This window comes from Butyricimonas sp. RTP31003st1_G1_RTP31003_210430 (assembly GCF_040920905.1).
GTDB classification, from domain to species: Bacteria; Bacteroidota; Bacteroidia; order Bacteroidales; family Marinifilaceae; genus Butyricimonas; species Butyricimonas paravirosa.
The window spans coordinates 52,274-70,079 of record NZ_JBCOSQ010000015.1; the positions used below are offsets into that span (position 1 = coordinate 52,274).

A 17,806-nucleotide genomic window follows, 5' to 3' on the forward strand; every position below is an offset into this window, starting at 1 on the left:
CTTAATCTTCCTGTATCGAATGAATAATCTCACCTAGTTTAGACATCGACTTCAAATTCGATTTATTATCTACTTTACTCTTGAAGTAAACATTGGCCACGAACGATTCCACTAAACCGGTTCGCCAGCTCTGGGCAATATCCATTCCTTCCTCCCCCGGGGTAAATATCGGTGTACCGGATGATTTCTGAACCGGACGTTCAGATACAGGTACCCATATCCATCCCAAAGAGAACACGAATTGATTTATAACGGAAGAGGCGATACGAGTTACCAACTCGAAATTCTGATTCCGAGATACATCATAACTCTCCACTTGGCTCCGAAGAGCATCCACTAAACGCTCTTTCAACCCTACCCGTTCATAATTATCTTTCAGCACCCCCACAACCTGTACAAAGGCCACCGGGTTCACAATACAAAACTCCTCCTTCAAACGAGAACTGTCCATACTATCGATATGCCTCAACCACTCTCCTACCAAACGATTTACAAACTGGTACACCGGATCATTCTCTTTTGTCCGATCGTAGAAAGCCAAAGCATGTAAATCAGCCTCATCAATGCCAGCCTCCCCGATCACCTCCAGCAACATCTTTTCATCATCAATATCCGTAACCGTCTTTAACTGTGAAATAATTTCCTCGTAACGAGTTTTCCCGGGGACAACTTGAATACCGTAGCTATCCAGTAAATCTACCAATACTTGGTTATCCGATACGTTTACTTGACTCACCTCTTTCTGCACCGCAAACTGCCCGTTCACGAACTCCTGGTACACTCTTCTCGCCACATAATCCGGACAAGACAAAGCGGTAATAAATTTCCCTGTCCGCTGCTCGGAGATCATCTTGCCAATCAGTAGATTAGTCTGTAAAGCATTCTTTTTCGCCTTACTCAACTCCACTTCAATATTTCCCCCCACGTAATACTGCTCCAATTCATTCAGCACGATCTTACGTACCTGTTCCACGGCATCCTCTATTTGTTTTTTCTTGATACGGGGATCTGTTACCGGGGTCAAGTAGGGCATCATATAATCAATACCACTATGATTCGGCTGAATCATATCATCCCAACAAGCCTCCGGCTTATCCACCAAAGAACGTACATTCTCGTCGGTCACGAAGGACTCCCTCATATAGCTCATCATAACTTCAAACTCTTCCTTCAATCCCTCTTCCCACACGTGGGTTTCCCCTCCCCGGTTCTTAAAATAAGCTTTAGAGAACATCGGGTTTCTCAAAATGAAAACATTCTTGAATGAATCCTTATCCGTCCATTTTTTGGTCCACACGTCTGTCATCTGCTTCGTGTAGGCCTGACTGAAATTATCATCAAAACGGCCATTCCATATACTGTAATACCCCTCTTTTTTCATGGCATTTCCCTTATCAAATGCTGTGTTGAACTTAGAAAGGATAACAAACAACGGATTCGCGTAATCCTGTCCGGTCAACATTTTCGTATCGCTCTCTTTACGGGCACGAGCCTCCGGACTTTCCCCATGTATTCCATGAATCCACTCCAGAATCAAATGCGGCAACTGTGCCACCTCATGATTACCATCTCCCAGAACCAAGCACAAGGAACTGATACCAAAGTTTAAACTATAATAATCAAACAGGTAGGACACCCGTCCCCGTAAAAACACTTTCAACTGATCCTCAAATCCCTTCACGACGAAATCTCTCTCTTTGAACATATCAGCCGAGCGTTCTCCCGGAAAATCCAATATATCTGCATTTTTCAGAAAATCACGACTATGATCTTCCAACACGTTCGTGGGTAATGTCAGCACCAATTCGGAAATAAGCGCGCTCAATATCGTCCGGTCTATATTCGCCAACTTACCACCGGCAGAAACTTCCAGCGATTTGGTTCTCACTCCCGTCCGGGCATTCTTCCGGCACCATTCCTCTTCACTCTCCTTGATCTCGGAGTAACGACTCACGTCAATGATAGAAACTTCTCGCGGAACCAAAGCGTCAAAACCAACATAAGCCATATTGGCAAAATTCAACGTACTCAATCCCCGGCTCAACAAAATAAACAAATCATTGAAGAAGTCATGCTTACCCCATATGAACTGCAACAATTCATACCGTTTGTCCCAAGACACGTATGGCAATATCTCGGCCGCCCTTTCCCAGAAAGACATCTCGTCCAACGTGCGAATAATATATTTATCCCCTAACTTCATGGATAAATACTCCTTGATACCCATGATCTGATCCTCGTCAATCTCCGGATAAGGCGTCTCCCGCATCTCTCCCCTCAAATCAGCCAACACCTTTTCCACCTCTCCCAGCAATTGCTCTCTCGGGCAAGTCGCGGGTTCTATAATATTTTTATGAAAGCCCACGGCGATAATCTTCACCAAATCCACCTGGCTGAATAATTTCACCATAATCGGCTTATCTGCCGGTTGTCCCGCGTGTCGCTCTACAGTGAATCGAGTAACCAATCCGGTAGATTCTTTTCCTCCGGGAGGATTGATCTGATCTGTAAAATCATACATTTTCCCGGTCGCATCGTCCGCCACGTACATCACTTCATCGCTGGAACTCTTTGCCAACAGCCCCACCATAAAAGACTTACCCGCCTGACTGGGACCGAACAAAGCCACGGCCGGCTTTAAATGTGTTGCCCGTTCCAACTTCTTAATCTCTCGGTTTAACTTTTTCAGTTTAGCAAGGGAGGCTCGCTGCTTTTCTTCGGATGCGAACTCTTCCATCCACCGGAGGGCAGAACTTATTCCTCGTCCAACGATCTGGCATTTAGCAACTATATCTTTCATATCCTATATCTTTCTATATTGTTAACAAACCTCGATTTCCGCGTATTTCACTGTCTGGTAGGAAGAATGGTTTACCACGGCAAACGTTCGCCCTTCCAGTATCTGGTTCCCCCCGATAGATGCGGCGTTGTGAATCCTTAAATCAATTTCTTTACTCTCTTCCGGTGAAATAAACAGGTAATCCGAAACTCTCGAATTACACAATTTAGCCAGCTGCTCCAACACGGCTCGCCGCTGGGGAATATAAAGTCCCGTCAAGGCCTCTAACACACGAGTCAAGGCGGTATGCAAAATTTCCATTTTCTCTTCCTCCTCACCCTCTTTCTGCAAAGCTCGCGCTAAAATTCCCCAAGTCTTTGCCAGCGCCACGCAAAAGGCAGACAAAGCCTCGGAAGGATTCTTTATATCCTCTTTCAACAGCTGATTTATGGTCTGAATCTCCACGGCTTCTCCGGAGAAAACGGCATCCACCATAACATCAATTCCCACGGATGCAGCCACTTTCTTTTTCAAGCTGTTCACCTCTCTTTGCAAAGGCTCCAACTTCACCTCCAAAGCCTCTATCTCCCTTTTCTGTCGTTCACAATCAGCCGTTATATCCTGATTGGAAACCTGAATTTCCTCGGCAACGATCAATCTTTTCTGCAATTCTTGTATTTCCTGTTCCACACGCTGCACCAACAACTCCAAGTCCTCCGACTTCAGAATTGTTTTTAAACCTGCTGTTAACCACCCCGTGACATCTTTCTTTTCCTCCAACATGGACACGTGCAAGTTTTCATTCTCTTCCAGACGTCGGAACACGTCCTCCCCCAGAAACGTCGTTAACCAAGCTGCCAGACGCTCGGCATCGTCCCCTTGCGTTTCCCAGGACAACAAAGCGGATTTTTCTCTTGTCACATTCATAAGTCGTCCACGTTATCATTAATCGAGAAGATCCCTGAATCCAACCAATACCCCTGCTCATCTGCCAAGGTCTGTAACCGCAAAATCAGATACTCCGGTGACACGGCATGCCCGTCCCGATCGTAAATAGTCCCCCGGATCTTTAACGCTTCCCGATTCCGTTCCGAACGCTCGATATTCACAGATAAAGGTAACTTATCCTTGATCATCTGGGCCTTTTCCGACGATGCAAAATCCAGTAAATACATGGGAGAGGCAACCCACTCCGTCGCCTCGAATTGCTTAAACCCGAGCAACATGGGACCATCGAAACGTAATTGTTTATTATTTTCGTTCTCATCAAAGCAAATAGATGCCAAGTGAGACTTTATCTTGTCATAAATACCGATATATTTAGCCGTTGACTCGAATTTCTCTTTTAACTTGCCGATGTCCAGCCGGAAATTATCCAAGCGCATCAACTCCCCGCTCATTAAAGCAATTGCCGCCCCCACGGCCACGCAAGTCTTCGGGTCTTTAATCTGCCCGGCATTATTAGAGAACGGATACCATTCTCCAATTCGATAGTTACCCATGGGGATAACCCGTTCCGGCGGCACAGGCAAATACTTATAGAACAAATCTTTCACAACCGGTAAGGTCGTCGGGCAACCGGAAAGTAACACGTAATCACATTCGTACGCTTTCAACTTCTTACACACATCCCCTAATAACTTTTCAATTACCTGCCCGATCACCTGATTTATAAAACGATTATCAATATTCCACTTTACATTCAATAAGTTAAATGAAGTAGCCCCATGATTTCTAAACTCGTCATTCACGTATTGAATCACTTGATTCACCGGGTTTGCATGCTTATTATCCGTGTAGAAATCATTGAAGGTGTAGAAACAAGCATTCCTGTTTTCCCGCACGTGATCCAGAATACCCAAGGCTATCGGGTAAGCCACCTGCGTGGAGAACATCAACTGTAATTGCTGCATTGTTCCGTTTTGTGTACCCAAGTGAGGACCGAACAGAAAATTCATACATTCGAAAGTGGACGTGCATCCCTGTTCCCGGGCATATTCCGCAATCGGGGGCAGCACCACCCTTTCCACGATACTCTTCACGATGTCATCTCCTGCCAAGTTAAACCCTTCCCAGAAAAGCGGATCAGGAGAAAGCACCACAATATGCGCATCCGGATCTCTGGAATACTCGCAAACCATCACGTCCGTAGTACCACCACCAATATCAATACTGGCAATCCGTACCGCATTCTTCTCTTTCAGATAATCCTGCCAAACCTGTGAATACTTGAAGAAGAGGCCCGCATCTCCCCGAAAACGGTGCATGATCTCGCCATACACGAAAGCCAGCTGATTACAAGTAGCCTCATCATATCCCCAATTTTTACGTTTGGTCTTATCCGCGCCAATATCTTTCGCCGACGGGATAATCTCTACCTCGTCAACCAATGAAGACGGGAAATAATCTTTTAACAGACGAACGGCATCTTCGGCATGTTCCCGCAATATTTTCTTCTCCTCCTCCAACATGGCCGTGGGACAAGTGAATACAACCCGTTTTAACTTCCGGGCAAAATCTTTGTACATCGGTTTCAAGCGGGAATTTCCTCGAAACTCATGACTATTTATATAAGAAAGTGTCTGTAATAAAATCTCGAACATGGCGAAAGTCATCAACGAACTCTTCGAATAGTTCGCCTCCATCGCCGCGATAGGCAACAGCCCTTCTCCCTTTTTCTCCAAATCTTCTCTAGCACGTTCCAACAACACGCCGTCAGCCGTCAAATGATGGGCCACACCGAATAAGGCCGATGCCGAATCCGCCTCTTTATTGGCCGGAACGACCATCCAGCTCACCGGACGTTTCCGGGAATCCCACAAGTAACGTTTCGGACTTGACATATAGGAATTGGATTTCTGCCCGAAGATCACGGAATAACGCAACGCTTCTTTGCCCACCCGAACCAAGCTGGGCCAATTAAATATATTCTGGTCCCCGGCCTCCATTCGGGCTATCCGGTTACCGAACACTTGCTCGTGAAAAGCGACCCGCATTTCAAAGGGTTCCCGATACAACCGATTCGGCTGCCCCAAATCCCGTATTGCCACAGGTACTGCGTTCGTGAACTGGAAAGGGGTCTCGTGATCTGTTTCAAAGATCACCCCACAAGTTCGGGAATTTCCAATATCCAACACTAAATCTACATCTATATCCTGCGTTCCCTTCTGCCCGGGAATCTCTATTTCTTCAAATACATTTGACCCCAACAGTACTTTTAACAGTTGGAAATAATATCCCACATGCGTGAACACCTTTTCCCGCTCGGAACCGGACAAGGGGACAATTTGCCGTAACCAATTGTCAATCCACTCATTTCCATACCAATACTGGTACAAATCACTTTCAGCCCTAGGGACTGCAAAAAACTGGTTTGTACGGGCATTCTGTGCTTTCAAGCTCATGAAGCGATGTTGCCTCTCCGCTTCCGTCGTGTCAAAAGCAAACACCACGTGATGCGTGGCCCCCGTCTTTCCATGATCCAGCGTTCCGATCTTCGTGAACCACATCCGGGCCCAAGCTGTCGGCCCGTCATGAAATTTATCCCCGGCAGCCGTCTTTAATAAATACGGAACAGGTAACCACTTATTCTCAAAGCATTCCAATGCCTTCCGGGCCGGGATAGAAATAATCTCTTCTTCCGGAATACGGTGAATCACCCGATCCAGAATCTTCTCCTCGTCCATGACCTCCCACGTCTCTACATTGATAGCCTCGGCATTGATAACCGTATTTCCCGACTCGCTTGGAGCCTTCTCTATATAACTGGAAATCCTTGATAAATAGTAGGGAAGTTTGAACAGAAAAACATCTTCGTCCTCCTCCTCTTCATCTTTCTCCTCGTAATACTCAAAAGGTCTGAACTTATTCAATTTATCATCAGAAAGATTCACTTCCTTCGTGATAAACTGTACACCGGAATTTGGAATAAGTGTTATCATGAACTTTATATTTTATATCATTATTATCGCTTTTTACCGCAAAATGGACAATAAATAGCATTTTTCGGCACTTCTCGTCCACATTTTCCACAACGCTCCAAGGGAACGAACGACTCCCCGCAATGTTTACAATACTGATTCGTGATACGCTGTCTCGTCTGACAACGTTTGCATATCACCATATCTTTTTCTTCCGGTTTTACTTCCGGTTCCTTGGGCGGTTCGGGCTTTTCATCCTGCTCTTTTTTCGGCTCCTCCACAGGTGCCTTGGGAGGCTCTGGCTTATCATCTTTCACCGGGGGAACATCCTCATTCTTCGGAGGCACGGGTGATACCGGGGGAACAGGAGGAACCTCCACGTTCAATTTCCTAGCAACAAAATAGCAAGGTTCACTACGCCACCCGTCTCCACTTAACCAAGGGTCCGGTAAATTCAACGCCCGACAGATACAAAAGCAATGATCTGTTATCTGGTCTGATTCGGTAAATTCATATCCTTCCGGAACTCCTTCTTCCACAATCATATCGTTGAACTTCCCGACAAACACGTAAGGATCAATCTGTCCCTTTTGAACATACACTTGGAAGTCATAGATTTTCTTTCCTTCGGTCAAATAAGTCACCAACCGGGGATCAATATAAAATTCACTCTCCTGCCCCTCGTGACTTGCTGAAAATCGAATCACCTTATCCTTGTATTCCCACTTCAATCTAGCCATATATTCTAATTTTTTTATTCTGTACTTATCGTCCTAACTCCTGTAATTTGGTCTTCGCCCGTTCCATCCCCCGATTCGCCGCCCGACGATACCACTTGGCAGCTTCATCCAGATTCTTGGTCACCCCGTAACCGAATTCATACAACAAGCCAATGTTAAACTCCCCGTACATATTACCTTGATCAGCCGCTTTCCGATACCACTCCATAGCTTTAACGTAATCCTTGGTAACGCCCTCTCCATTATAATAGATCGTTCCCAAACTACTCTGCGCATCACTATTATTCTGTGCCGCCGCTTTTTCATACCACTGTTTAGCCAAAATAATATTCTTCGTTACCCCTCGACCATTTTCATACATACGTCCCAAATTATACTGTCCATGTACATTCCCGGCATTTGCAGCTTTCCGGTACCATTCCACCGCTTTCGGAAGATTTACCTCCACCCCTTGCCCGTTCTCGAACAAAATACCCAAGCTATTCATGGCATAACCATTTCCACTCTCAGCCGATTTCATATTCCACTTGTATGATTCCATGTAATTTTGCTCTACCCCTTCTGCATTCTTATACATCCATCCCACCCAGTTTTGGGCGTAATCATCCCCGGCATTTGCGGCTATCAAGTAATTCTTCAGTGCTTCTTGAAAATTCTTCTCTTTGTAATATTTATCCGCCTTATCCACGTAATATTTAATCTCCGTCTTGGATAAAGTTGTTCCCGTGTCTGAAAGGGTTGCCAGCTTATCCTTAGCATTTTGATACCCTTGATCCGCAGCCTTACGATACCAACGGATCGCCTCATTCACGTCCTTCCCAATACCTCTTCCCAGCTCGTACATCAATCCCATATTATATTGCCCGATCATATATCCCTGCTCTGCCGACTTGCGGAACCATTTCACCGCTTCCGATGCGTTTGCATCAACACCAACACCCGCCGAATACATATACCCCAAACGATTGAGTACCCCCCCATCGTTACCTGGAGCTGACAATTTATAATATTTCAATGCCTCCGTGTAATTCTTTTTATCGTAATACTCATCCGCCATTTTCTCGTATTCCTTGTACGTCTTGCCGGAAGTAGAACTTGTCGTCGTCCCCGACAATTCCTTTAGTTTCTCAATAGCCCGATCATATCCTTGATCAGCCGATTTCTGATACCACGTTTTGGCCTCCGCCATATTCTTCTCTATCCCCCAACCATTCTCACGCATCTCACCGAAAGAATATTGCCCGTGCATATCACCACCAAGAGCCGACTGTTTATACCATTTCACGGCTTCCTTATGATCCTTCGCAACATCCAACCCACAAAAATACATCACCCCCATAAAGTACTGCGCTCCCGCATCACCAGCGTCGGCAGCTTTTCGGAACCACGTCATCGCCTCTCGATACTGTTTATCATTATAATACTTGTAAGCCTTACTCTTCCAATCTCCAATTTCACTGGCAGAAGCCGATACACCAACCTCCAGACTGGCCAACTTATCTTTGGCTTTTTGATACCCTTGATCTGCCGATTTCTGATACCATCTCCTAGCCTCCGTCATATTTTTTTCAACCCCGTATCCGTTTTCATACATTTCTGCCAAATAATACTGGCCAAAATCACTTCCCTGATCCGCAGCTTTTCGATACCATTTAACAGCCTCGGTTTCATCCTTCGTCACACCGAAACCATACCGGTACATGATAGCAAGCCAACTCTGCCCGGTACTATTCCCTTGCTGGGCTGCCTGCATGAACCATTTGAATGCCTCGTTATAATCCTTCGTCACTCCTTCTCCCGTATAATACGCATCACCCAGATTCACCTGCCCGGAAGCGTTACCGCCATTTGCTGCCATTCGATACCATTTCACCGCCTCTACCGCATTCTCCGTCACCCCAAGTCCTTTTTTGTATATCCATCCGACCATTGTCGCAGCCCTAGCATTCCCGGCTTCCGCAGCCTGCTTATAATAGGTCAAAGCCGAAGTGTAATTCTTGGCATTGTAATATTTATCTCCTTGCGCAATCCACTCGCTTGCATTGCCCTCGTTCCTGACCACCGTCTGTTGCTGTTCCCGCAACAAATCCATCGAGGATACAGCAAAGTTACCATTTTCTGACTGCCAGTAGTACACGTTATACACCCTTGACGGCATTGTTCTCTCTTGATTCGTGTTCAAGTCAACAAACGTGATGGCAACCTTTACCGGTAGTTTAAACTCTCCACTCGCCAAACGCACGTACGGGGAAATCTCCTCCACGCTCATGTTAAACGTCACCCGGGGCAAGACTACCGGAATTGTCCTTAGAAACTCCATTACATCCAGATAATTATCCTGCGTTTCCACCCCGATCTTCAAGAAATCGTACATCTTGGCTTGCTCCGACCGGAAGAACACCCGAATCAACTTCACCCGCCTTGTCCTCAACACGTTCTCATTCTCATAATAAATATCCGAACTGTACATGGATAATGCTGCAATCATATTTTGCACGTGTTCCTCCATCGCCACCTGATACTCCCGCCGTAACAAATTATCTTCCTGTTGGGCAAACGAAACCCGGCTTATTCCCAACAAACATAACAGCATACAGACAATACTTATCGTCCGATTTCTCATATCACTTATTTTTATTCTATATTATACCTAAAAGCTCTCGCTCCCAATATTATCTCACTATTATTATTCTTATCATGAATTAATTTCACACACAGATTCCTTCCATCCTTGTCACAAAGCACGTTTCCGCCATACATTGAAATAGCTAATATTCCCCTACTTTCCCTTTTGCAAACCATAGTAAACCTAGGCAAAAGTACCACGTTAAGAAACTTTCGAAAATATACGACTCTGAATAACGACTTCATATAGCAATGTCATCAACACAACTCTAAATTATTCAACAAATATATTAAAAATCAGCTATAATATCGAAAGTATTAAGATATATTTTCCCCTCGTTAACACATCAATTGAATCGTCATCTATAATGCCGGAATTTCAAATATCCTTACTCTTGAAAACTATCTTCGCCATATCGAAACCTGCAAAATACACACGACTTCCTTAAAATTCGCATCCGGATATTTTTCTTTATATTCTGCTGAATAATTCTCAATCCAAGTCATTTGCTGGGGACCTGTATCTCTCGCTATACCGGATTCCAAAATCTCAGGAAACTGAAGGATATGCTCCCGATCCCCATACTTAAACGTGTAGGCGATTTTGTTTTCCACGTTTCCCATCGAATAAGTACCTTCGATCCCCTCCTCTTGAGACGCATCCTGATAAACAGTTACCTTTCCCTCTCTCTCATACGTTCCATTCCAATGATCGTACACCATCTTAAACTGCCACCCTTTGGCAATATCCATGTTCTCGATAATTTCTTTCTTTACCTTCTCTTCAACATCCGATGTATCTCTACCATCAGAATAACGGATAAAGGCACGAGTTTCCATCACCTCGATCGTTCTGATTAGAGGACACACTGTAATCTCAATTGTGGCAGACTCTTCCCGGCTATCCACGATCGTGATTTTTGCCTGCCCAACCTTATAAGCCTTCAACGTGATAACCTCCTGAGACAATTCAGCCTTCACAATACTCTCGTCACTCGAAGAAATCTTGTAAACACCGCTGCCACCACCTGCTCTCAACCAACTCTCTCCCACGGAAGCCGAAAAACCCTCGATACGATCTCCACCGGATGATGTATAGAAACCAACCGGATTCTCATCATTGTCACTACATCCCACGACAAGCATGGATAAAACTAAAAAAATAATGTTATTCCATTTTTTCATAACATGAATTATTAAACATTTCATCCACAACAAGTTCAACTCACAACTTCAATCTCATCGCAACATCACGCATCACCTTAAATCCCAATCGTTCGTACACCCCGCGTCCCATTTCAGTCGCGTTCAAATCTATCGCGGAAACTCCTAATTGACGACATTCCTCGATCAACACCCCGATCACCCGAGTCGCAAGCCCGGCATGACGATATTCGGGATAAGTCAGCACGTTTATTAAATTCCCTACAATCCCCGTTATAAAGGAACCATTTGCCGGTCTCTCCTCGATAACCACGTATGCAGCACTCGCCACCTGCCCATTTTTCTCGGCCAAACAGGCGATAAAATCACCCAAAGGGATATGCTTTTGGAAATACTTCCGCATCTGTGCAACGATAGCTATTTGTTCCTCCACCGTAAGATTCGCCCCGTTCATCCGGAGAAAATCCAACCGAAGAGAGATCAACAAGTTGACATCATTTAGATTGGCTTTCCTTATCTTCATTTCTTCTGGGTATTGGCTGCCTGTCAGGCAAACATTTCATATATCGTTCTAAACGCTCAAACTGTTCCCGGATCGGGGAATATTCCATTTCATTGATTTTCCCCCGGTACAAATCGAACAACCCCAGCGTTCCTCGCTTGTCGTATGTATTCAAATAATATAAACAGATTCCATGCAAAATACGTTCCCCGGTCCACACGGCCAAAGGAGCCCAACCGGAAACATTAAAAATATCCAAGGCTTTCTCAACCTTCTCATAATCGTTCATTTCCTTGAAAAAAGAAAGCCCCACGCTCTCGAATTCCACGATCCATTTCTGCACAAGTGAATGAAGTTTTGCTATTTTCATCTGAAACCAAGGCTTATCATCCAAAGGTATTCCCAAATACTTGTAAGCCCACCCGACATCCAACACGCCACAAATAGGCATACAATCCTTTTCCGATATAGCCTCCTTATATAATTGGCTGACTTTCTTACAAGTTACAAAGTACTCCGTGCGCAAAGACAACTGATCATTCTCCCAATTCGTGAATCGAAGAATACACTCGTTCTTCCATTCACGATCTTCATAAACAAATACATTCTTAGCCTTCATGAAATGATAGCCATGCCTTTCCATGACCGGAACAATTTGCTCAATAAAAAGCCCCTTGATACCTTCACCTTTCATTTTCGTATGCATATGCTTATCTATAAATTTAGTGCCTGACCCTTTTTATCAACAACAAAGAGAATAAAATTTTCTTTATTTTCCCTATAAAAGTTCATAAAGTTTACAAACTTTTTATTTATTACCTATATACAATTCGGCCACAAAGCGTGATTCACGAGATACCGGTGTTAAATTTATATATCCGGACACGATTTGTCCCGCCTCCATCAGCAAGGGATACATATCTCTATTCTTCTCTACCGATTGCATGATTTCTCCCGGCTTGGGAGAAAAGTGAATATTAAAAACACCCTCAACACTCTCTTGTAAATAACGCTGCAAAGCGATTGAAACGATTCCCATGTTATAACGCAGATTTATCTCGACACAAGGTTGCACACCGAATTCTCCCGACTCGTCCTCGTATATCATCATATCCACCCCCAAGTATCCCACGTATTTCCCGTGAAACACCGTCGTCACCACCTTTTCCAACTGTTCACGGATTTCATGTAGGAACCCCGTTCCCGTATATTTTGCAATCATCCCTTCCAAACTAGAATTCGATGCCACCTTGTTCCCCTCGTATTCCCCCCGTCGACTTGTTTGGAAAACAGAATACCCAAGAAAATTCAGGTGAAATAAACGGTCCATTTCAAACTCCATGGCAAAATCCAGCACCCGATTCAATCTTTTTTCCACCATCACGTACCCTTGTTTACGCAAGATACCGGATAAAACTTCCTCTTCTTTACACGTCATCTGTCCTTTCGGGATAAAAAGAATTCCTTTACCGGAAGAGGACCAAGGAGCTTTCACCACGATATCTTCCTTTTCCGACAACGACCTGATTCCTGCCAACGTGTTACATTCACGAGGAATAATATCCTCCCCTATACAGGGAATAGCCCGTACCATCTCAGCCAAACAAGTGGCAGCCATTCGCCTGCTATATAAATCCCTCCGTTTATCACTCCACGTTGACATGACACTCTCCCTGAACTGCTCGTTACAACGACTTTTCAACTCTTTCAATAAATTGTGAACCCGGGGACTCCATCCCCAAGGCTTTATCTCGTTAAAAGAAAGTAATTGAGCTTTTTCCCAGATCACCGGTTTACAATCCAGACCAAAAACTTCTTCTCGACTTTTCATAAAGTCGAAGTCCGGCATCTTCGTCACCAACACATAATCCCCTTTTCCGGCCAAATATGCAGATAAAAACGCCAGATCATCGGCCATAATGGAAATATTCGCCTTTGGCGTGTAACCATTTGTTCCATTGGCTATTGAAATTTCATTATCCGGATTAAACAGGTATAAATCTTGCATAAATGTTAAATTTTAGAGCAAAAGTAACACTTTTGGCTTAAATTTTGTATTACATATAAAAGTTTAAATAAAGAGGAGATGAACGGTTATCCGCATTTATACAGATTTTAAATTAATAACAACAAGTTTCATTTATTTTGCGAAAAGTGAAACATTCATTTCGTGATTACCGTAGGATATATCGTGTAAGACTTGATAATGATTGAAAAATAAAACTTTAAATAAATAGATGAGATGATTTTACAACTAGCTTTCGTTTTAACAGCAATCATCATCGGAGCGCGTCTAGGTGGTATCGGACTGGGTGTCATGGGAGGTATTGGATTGGGAATTCTGACATTCGTGTTCGGACTGCAACCCACGGCCCCGCCTATTGATGTTATGCTTATGATCGTGGCGGTTATTTCTGCGGCAGCATGTATGCAGGCTGCCGGAGGATTGGACCTTATGGTCAAGGTGGCCGAACGCTTATTAAGAAAGAATCCGGCACACGTCACAATTCTAAGCCCGTTAGTAACTTACGCATTCACGTTTATCGCCGGTACCGGCCACGTTGCCTATTCCGTACTTCCGGTAATCGCTGAAGTTGCCACGGAAACCCAAATTCGCCCGGAACGTCCCCTAGGAATTGCCGTGATCGCTTCCCAACAAGCCATTACCGCCAGTCCAATTTCTGCTGCCACGGTAGCATTACTGGGCTTACTAGCCGGTTTTGACATTAGTTTGTTTGACATTTTGAAGATCACGATTCCCGCCACGCTAATCGGTGTACTCGTCGGTGCCTTCTTCTCCATGAAAGTCGGGAAAGAACTCGTTGATGACCCGGAATATCAAAAACGTTTGAAAGAAGGCGTGTTCAATGACAAGAAATACGAACTGAAAGACGTTGCCAACCAGAGAAGAGCAAGTCTGTCTGTTTTTGTTTTCATTATCGCCACGGTATTCATCGTGCTATTCGGTTCGTTTGATACCATGCGTCCTTCATTCATGATCAATGGCGAACAAGTATTATTAGATATGCCATCTATCATTGAAATATTAATGTTATCCGCGGCAGCTATCATATTATTAATAACTCGTACAGACGGGTTAAAAGCCGCACAAGGTTCCGTCTTCGGGGCCGGTATGCAAGCGGTAGTAGCCATCTTCGGAATCGCTTGGATGGGAGATACTTTCTTGCAAGGCAACATGGCAGAATTAAAATCTTCTATCGAAGAAGTCGTTAGACAAATGCCTTGGTTGTTCGGTATAGCCCTGTTCGTGATGTCTATCTTGTTGTACAGCCAAGCCGCTACCGTCCGGGCGCTCATGCCTCTCGGTATAGCCTTGGGAATATCGCCTTACATGCTGATCGCCATGTTCCCAGCCGTCAACGGGTATTTCTTTATCCCGAACTACCCCACCGTGGTAGCCGCCATTAACTTCGACCGAACGGGTACAACACGAATCGGCAAATACGTGCTGAACCACTCGTTCATGATGCCCGGACTTGTCGCAACCATCGTGGCCGTTGGACTTGGACTGCTCTTTATACAGATTTTTTAAATACTCTAATTATAAGTAAATTTTAAATTACAGGTTATGAAAATGTTTAAGAATTTAAGTTTGCTGGTAGCCCTAGTGCTATTCTCTGTTGCGACCACGTTCGCACAAAAGTTGCCTAACATCCATATTCTGGCAACAGGAGGTACGATCGCCGGAACCGGAGCTTCTTCAACCGGAACCAATTACACAGCCGGACAGGTTGCCATCGGTACACTTTTATCGGCTGTACCCGAAATTCAGAAAATAGCCAATGTAACCGGAGAGCAAATCGTTAAGATCGGTTCACAGGATATGACGGATGACGTGTGGTTGACACTTGCCAAAACAATCAACAAATTATTGGCAAGAAAAGACATTGACGGAATCGTGATCACCCACGGAACCGACACGATGGAAGAAACCGCCTATTTCTTGAATCTTGTCGTGAAAAGTAACAAACCGGTTGTACTTGTAGGTGCCATGCGTCCCTCTACCGCTCTTAGCGCTGACGGCCCGTTAAACTTATACAATGCCGTGGTTGTTGCAGGAGCAAAAGAATCCATGGGTAAAGGAGTTTTAGTTTCCATGAATGGTATTATTCTCGGAGCTCACAGTGTTTTAAAAATGAATACGATTGATGTTCAAACATTCCAAGCACCGAATTCAGGAGCCCTTGGCTATGTTTACAACGGCAAAGTATTCTACAATCAATCTCCGTTAAAAAAACACACCAGTCAATCCATATTTGATGTAACGAACCTGAACTCTCTTCCGAAAGTGGGCATCGTGTACAGCTATTCAAACATGGAAGGTGACGTTGTTAAAATGATGGCTAATAGCGGTTACAAGGGAATTATCCACGCCGGATTAGGTAACGGAAACATCCACAAAAACGTGTTCCCGGAATTAATCAACGCACGTAACAAGGGAATTCTTATCGTACGTTCAACCCGTGTGCCGACAGGACCGACCACGCTTGACGCTGAAGTAGATGACAATCAATACAAATTCATCGCTTCTCAAGAATTGAACCCGCAAAAATCAAGAATCCTCTTGATGTTAGCTTTGACTAAGACTAACGATTGGAAACAGATCCAACAATATTTCAACGAATATTAATTCATAAAAGCACCAAGTCCTGTTTTAAAGGACTCGGTGCTTTATTCTATTTGTAATTCTAGTTATAATAACTAGAAATTAGGAAATTATATTTTTATCAAAACACAGAACATGAAAAAATTAGCTTTATTAATACTTGTTATGGGTTGCGCAGCTGGTGCTTTCGCACAAAATGCCACGAACGAAAAGACTCTTTTCGAACGAGTAACCCAAATAGAGAAAAAAATGGACTGGTTCAACTTCTATTTGAACATGCAAGGTTCTTTTGATGCCAGTTTCAACTATGACCAAAGCGGACTAAGCGAGGCTGCATTCAAGATGCGTCAATTCCGTATTGAAGCAAAAGGTAACATCACCCCTTGGTTGTCCTATCGCTGGAGACAACGTCTGAACCGTGGGAACAACGGTGGTAACAATATCGACAACATGCCTACTTCCATTGACATCGCAGGTATTGGTGTAAAATTAAATGACCAGTTTTCATTCTTTGCCGGAAAACAATGCGCCGCTTATGGTGGTATCGAATTCGACTTGAATCCGATCGAAATCTACGAATATAGCGATATGATCGAGAACATGAGTAACTTCATGACCGGTTTGAACATCGCTTACCAGATTTGTGACAACCATCAACTCCAATTCCAAATTTTGGATAGCCGTAACGGTTCTCAGGATGAAACATACGGTCCCGGATTTGAAAAAAGCCGTGCCCCACTCTTGTACACGTTAAACTGGAATGGTAACTTGTTCGATGGAATCTATAAAACTCGTTGGTCAGCATCCGTGATGTCCGAAACAAAAGATAAACAAATGTATTATTATGCTTTAGGTAACGATTTCACGTTCTCTAAAAAAGTAAATATGTTTGTAGACTTCATGTATTCTGACGAACAAATCGACCGAAAAGGTATCATTACCGGTATGCTAGAAAACAAAGATGCCGCTCTTCTTGACGGTCACAATGCACTTGATGCAGAATACCTATCCGTGGTGACAAAAGTAAACTACCGTTTCCAACCGAAATGGAATGCTTTCGTGAAGGGAATGTATGAAACGGCCTCTGTGTCAAAAACACGTGGTGACATCGAAAAAGGAAACTATCGTACTTCTTACGGTTACTTGGCCGGTATCGAATACTACCCGTTAGAAGACAGCAACCTGCATTTCTTCTGTACTTTCGTGGGACGTTCTTACAAATTTACTGATCGTGCCGCTCAAAAAGGATACAACACGCAAAGATTGGAAGTCGGGTTTATATACCAATTACCGATGTTCTAACAAACAAGAAATGATACAATTACGAGAGGGAATATTCAAATATATTCCCTCTTTTGATTTATCTCATTTTATTTTGAAATTGTTTTAACGAGTGTTATTTTTGTAGCATATTAGAGCAAAGATTTACAATCTAAATTTAGAAACAAA

12 protein-coding genes are annotated in these 17,806 nt (G+C 43.9%); 3 read left to right on the top strand and 9 right to left on the bottom strand.

The features are described 5' to 3' along the window. Position 1: 1 nt before the first annotated feature. The 9 genes from AB5542_RS06635 to AB5542_RS06675 all read right to left on the bottom strand — a co-directional run bounded on the left by AB5542_RS06635 (position 2) and on the right by AB5542_RS06675 (position 13,738). On the bottom strand, positions 2-2,800 hold the full coding sequence (locus tag AB5542_RS06635; RefSeq protein WP_279037261.1) for a virulence factor SrfC family protein: 2,799 nt from the start codon (positions 2,798-2,800) through the stop codon (positions 2-4). Positions 2,801-2,821: 21 nt separating this feature from the next. Further along, positions 2,822-3,706 (bottom strand): hypothetical protein, encoded by an 885-nt coding sequence (locus AB5542_RS06640; protein ID WP_279037262.1) that lies wholly within the window; start codon positions 3,704-3,706, stop codon positions 2,822-2,824. Further along, the gene (locus tag AB5542_RS06645; protein WP_270542082.1) at positions 3,703-6,720 is read right to left on the bottom strand and encodes a virulence factor SrfB; all 3,018 of its coding nucleotides are present in this window, start codon (positions 6,718-6,720) and stop codon (positions 3,703-3,705) included. Before AB5542_RS06645 ends, AB5542_RS06640 begins: the two co-directional genes overlap by 4 nt. 23 nt (positions 6,721-6,743) lie before the next feature. Then, the gene (locus AB5542_RS06650) at positions 6,744-7,439 is read right to left on the bottom strand and encodes a zinc ribbon domain-containing protein (protein ID WP_279037264.1); all 696 of its coding nucleotides are present in this window, start codon (positions 7,437-7,439) and stop codon (positions 6,744-6,746) included. 25 nt (positions 7,440-7,464) lie between these two features. Further along, on the bottom strand, positions 7,465-10,062 hold the full coding sequence (locus tag AB5542_RS06655; RefSeq protein ID WP_279037266.1) for a tetratricopeptide repeat protein: 2,598 nt from the start codon (positions 10,060-10,062) through the stop codon (positions 7,465-7,467). A gap of 404 nt (positions 10,063-10,466) precedes the next feature. After that, on the bottom strand, positions 10,467-11,249 hold the full coding sequence (locus AB5542_RS06660) for a hypothetical protein (protein WP_279037268.1): 783 nt from the start codon (positions 11,247-11,249) through the stop codon (positions 10,467-10,469). Between the two features lie 40 nt (positions 11,250-11,289). Then, positions 11,290-11,751, bottom strand: a complete 462-nt coding sequence (locus AB5542_RS06665; protein ID WP_118302239.1) for a GNAT family N-acetyltransferase — start codon at positions 11,749-11,751, stop codon at positions 11,290-11,292. Further along, a complete protein-coding gene (locus AB5542_RS06670) occupies positions 11,723-12,436 on the bottom strand; it encodes a hypothetical protein (protein WP_087420312.1) in 714 nt (237 codons plus the stop codon). The genes AB5542_RS06665 and AB5542_RS06670 overlap by 29 nt, the downstream gene beginning before the upstream one ends. Positions 12,437-12,538: 102 nt before the next feature. After that, entirely contained in the window at positions 12,539-13,738 is a 1,200-nt protein-coding gene (locus AB5542_RS06675; protein WP_279037270.1) for a hypothetical protein, read from the bottom strand. A gap of 234 nt (positions 13,739-13,972) precedes the next feature. Between AB5542_RS06675 and AB5542_RS06680 the strand changes: the two genes are divergently transcribed. From AB5542_RS06680 to AB5542_RS06690, 3 genes are all read left to right on the top strand, one after another. Then, positions 13,973-15,283 carry an anaerobic C4-dicarboxylate transporter family protein gene (locus AB5542_RS06680; RefSeq protein WP_279037272.1) on the top strand — a complete coding sequence of 437 codons (1,311 nt, stop codon included), beginning with the start codon at positions 13,973-13,975 and terminating at the stop codon, positions 15,281-15,283. A 36-nt stretch (positions 15,284-15,319) separates the two neighbouring features. Continuing rightward, positions 15,320-16,381: an L-asparaginase 2 gene (gene ansB, locus AB5542_RS06685; RefSeq protein ID WP_087420315.1), complete on the top strand. Its 1,062-nt coding sequence runs from the start codon at positions 15,320-15,322 to the stop codon at positions 16,379-16,381. Positions 16,382-16,492: 111 nt separating this feature from the next. Then, the gene (locus tag AB5542_RS06690) at positions 16,493-17,659 is read left to right on the top strand and encodes a porin (protein WP_087420316.1); all 1,167 of its coding nucleotides are present in this window, start codon (positions 16,493-16,495) and stop codon (positions 17,657-17,659) included. The last annotated feature ends 147 nt before the right edge of the window (positions 17,660-17,806 follow it).

What these genes read in the sequence shown, in the direction of transcription:
- AB5542_RS06635 (WP_279037261.1), bottom strand. Translation starts at nt 2,800, where the DNA reads ATGAAAGATATAGTTGCTAAATGCCAGATCGTTGGACGAGGAATAAGT.
- AB5542_RS06640 (WP_279037262.1), bottom strand. Translation starts at nt 3,706, where the DNA reads ATGAATGTGACAAGAGAAAAATCCGCTTTGTTGTCCTGGGAAACGCAA.
- AB5542_RS06645 (WP_270542082.1), bottom strand. Translation starts at nt 6,720, where the DNA reads ATGATAACACTTATTCCAAATTCCGGTGTACAGTTTATCACGAAGGAA.
- AB5542_RS06650 (WP_279037264.1), bottom strand. Translation starts at nt 7,439, where the DNA reads ATGGCTAGATTGAAGTGGGAATACAAGGATAAGGTGATTCGATTTTCA.
- AB5542_RS06655 (WP_279037266.1), bottom strand. Translation starts at nt 10,062, where the DNA reads ATGAGAAATCGGACGATAAGTATTGTCTGTATGCTGTTATGTTTGTTG.
- AB5542_RS06660 (WP_279037268.1), bottom strand. Translation starts at nt 11,249, where the DNA reads ATGAAAAAATGGAATAACATTATTTTTTTAGTTTTATCCATGCTTGTC.
- AB5542_RS06665 (WP_118302239.1), bottom strand. Translation starts at nt 11,751, where the DNA reads ATGAAGATAAGGAAAGCCAATCTAAATGATGTCAACTTGTTGATCTCT.
- AB5542_RS06670 (WP_087420312.1), bottom strand. Translation starts at nt 12,436, where the DNA reads ATGCATACGAAAATGAAAGGTGAAGGTATCAAGGGGCTTTTTATTGAG.
- AB5542_RS06675 (WP_279037270.1), bottom strand. Translation starts at nt 13,738, where the DNA reads ATGCAAGATTTATACCTGTTTAATCCGGATAATGAAATTTCAATAGCC.
- AB5542_RS06680 (WP_279037272.1), top strand. Translation starts at nt 13,973, where the DNA reads ATGATTTTACAACTAGCTTTCGTTTTAACAGCAATCATCATCGGAGCG.
- ansB (WP_087420315.1), top strand. Translation starts at nt 15,320, where the DNA reads ATGAAAATGTTTAAGAATTTAAGTTTGCTGGTAGCCCTAGTGCTATTC.
- AB5542_RS06690 (WP_087420316.1), top strand. Translation starts at nt 16,493, where the DNA reads ATGAAAAAATTAGCTTTATTAATACTTGTTATGGGTTGCGCAGCTGGT.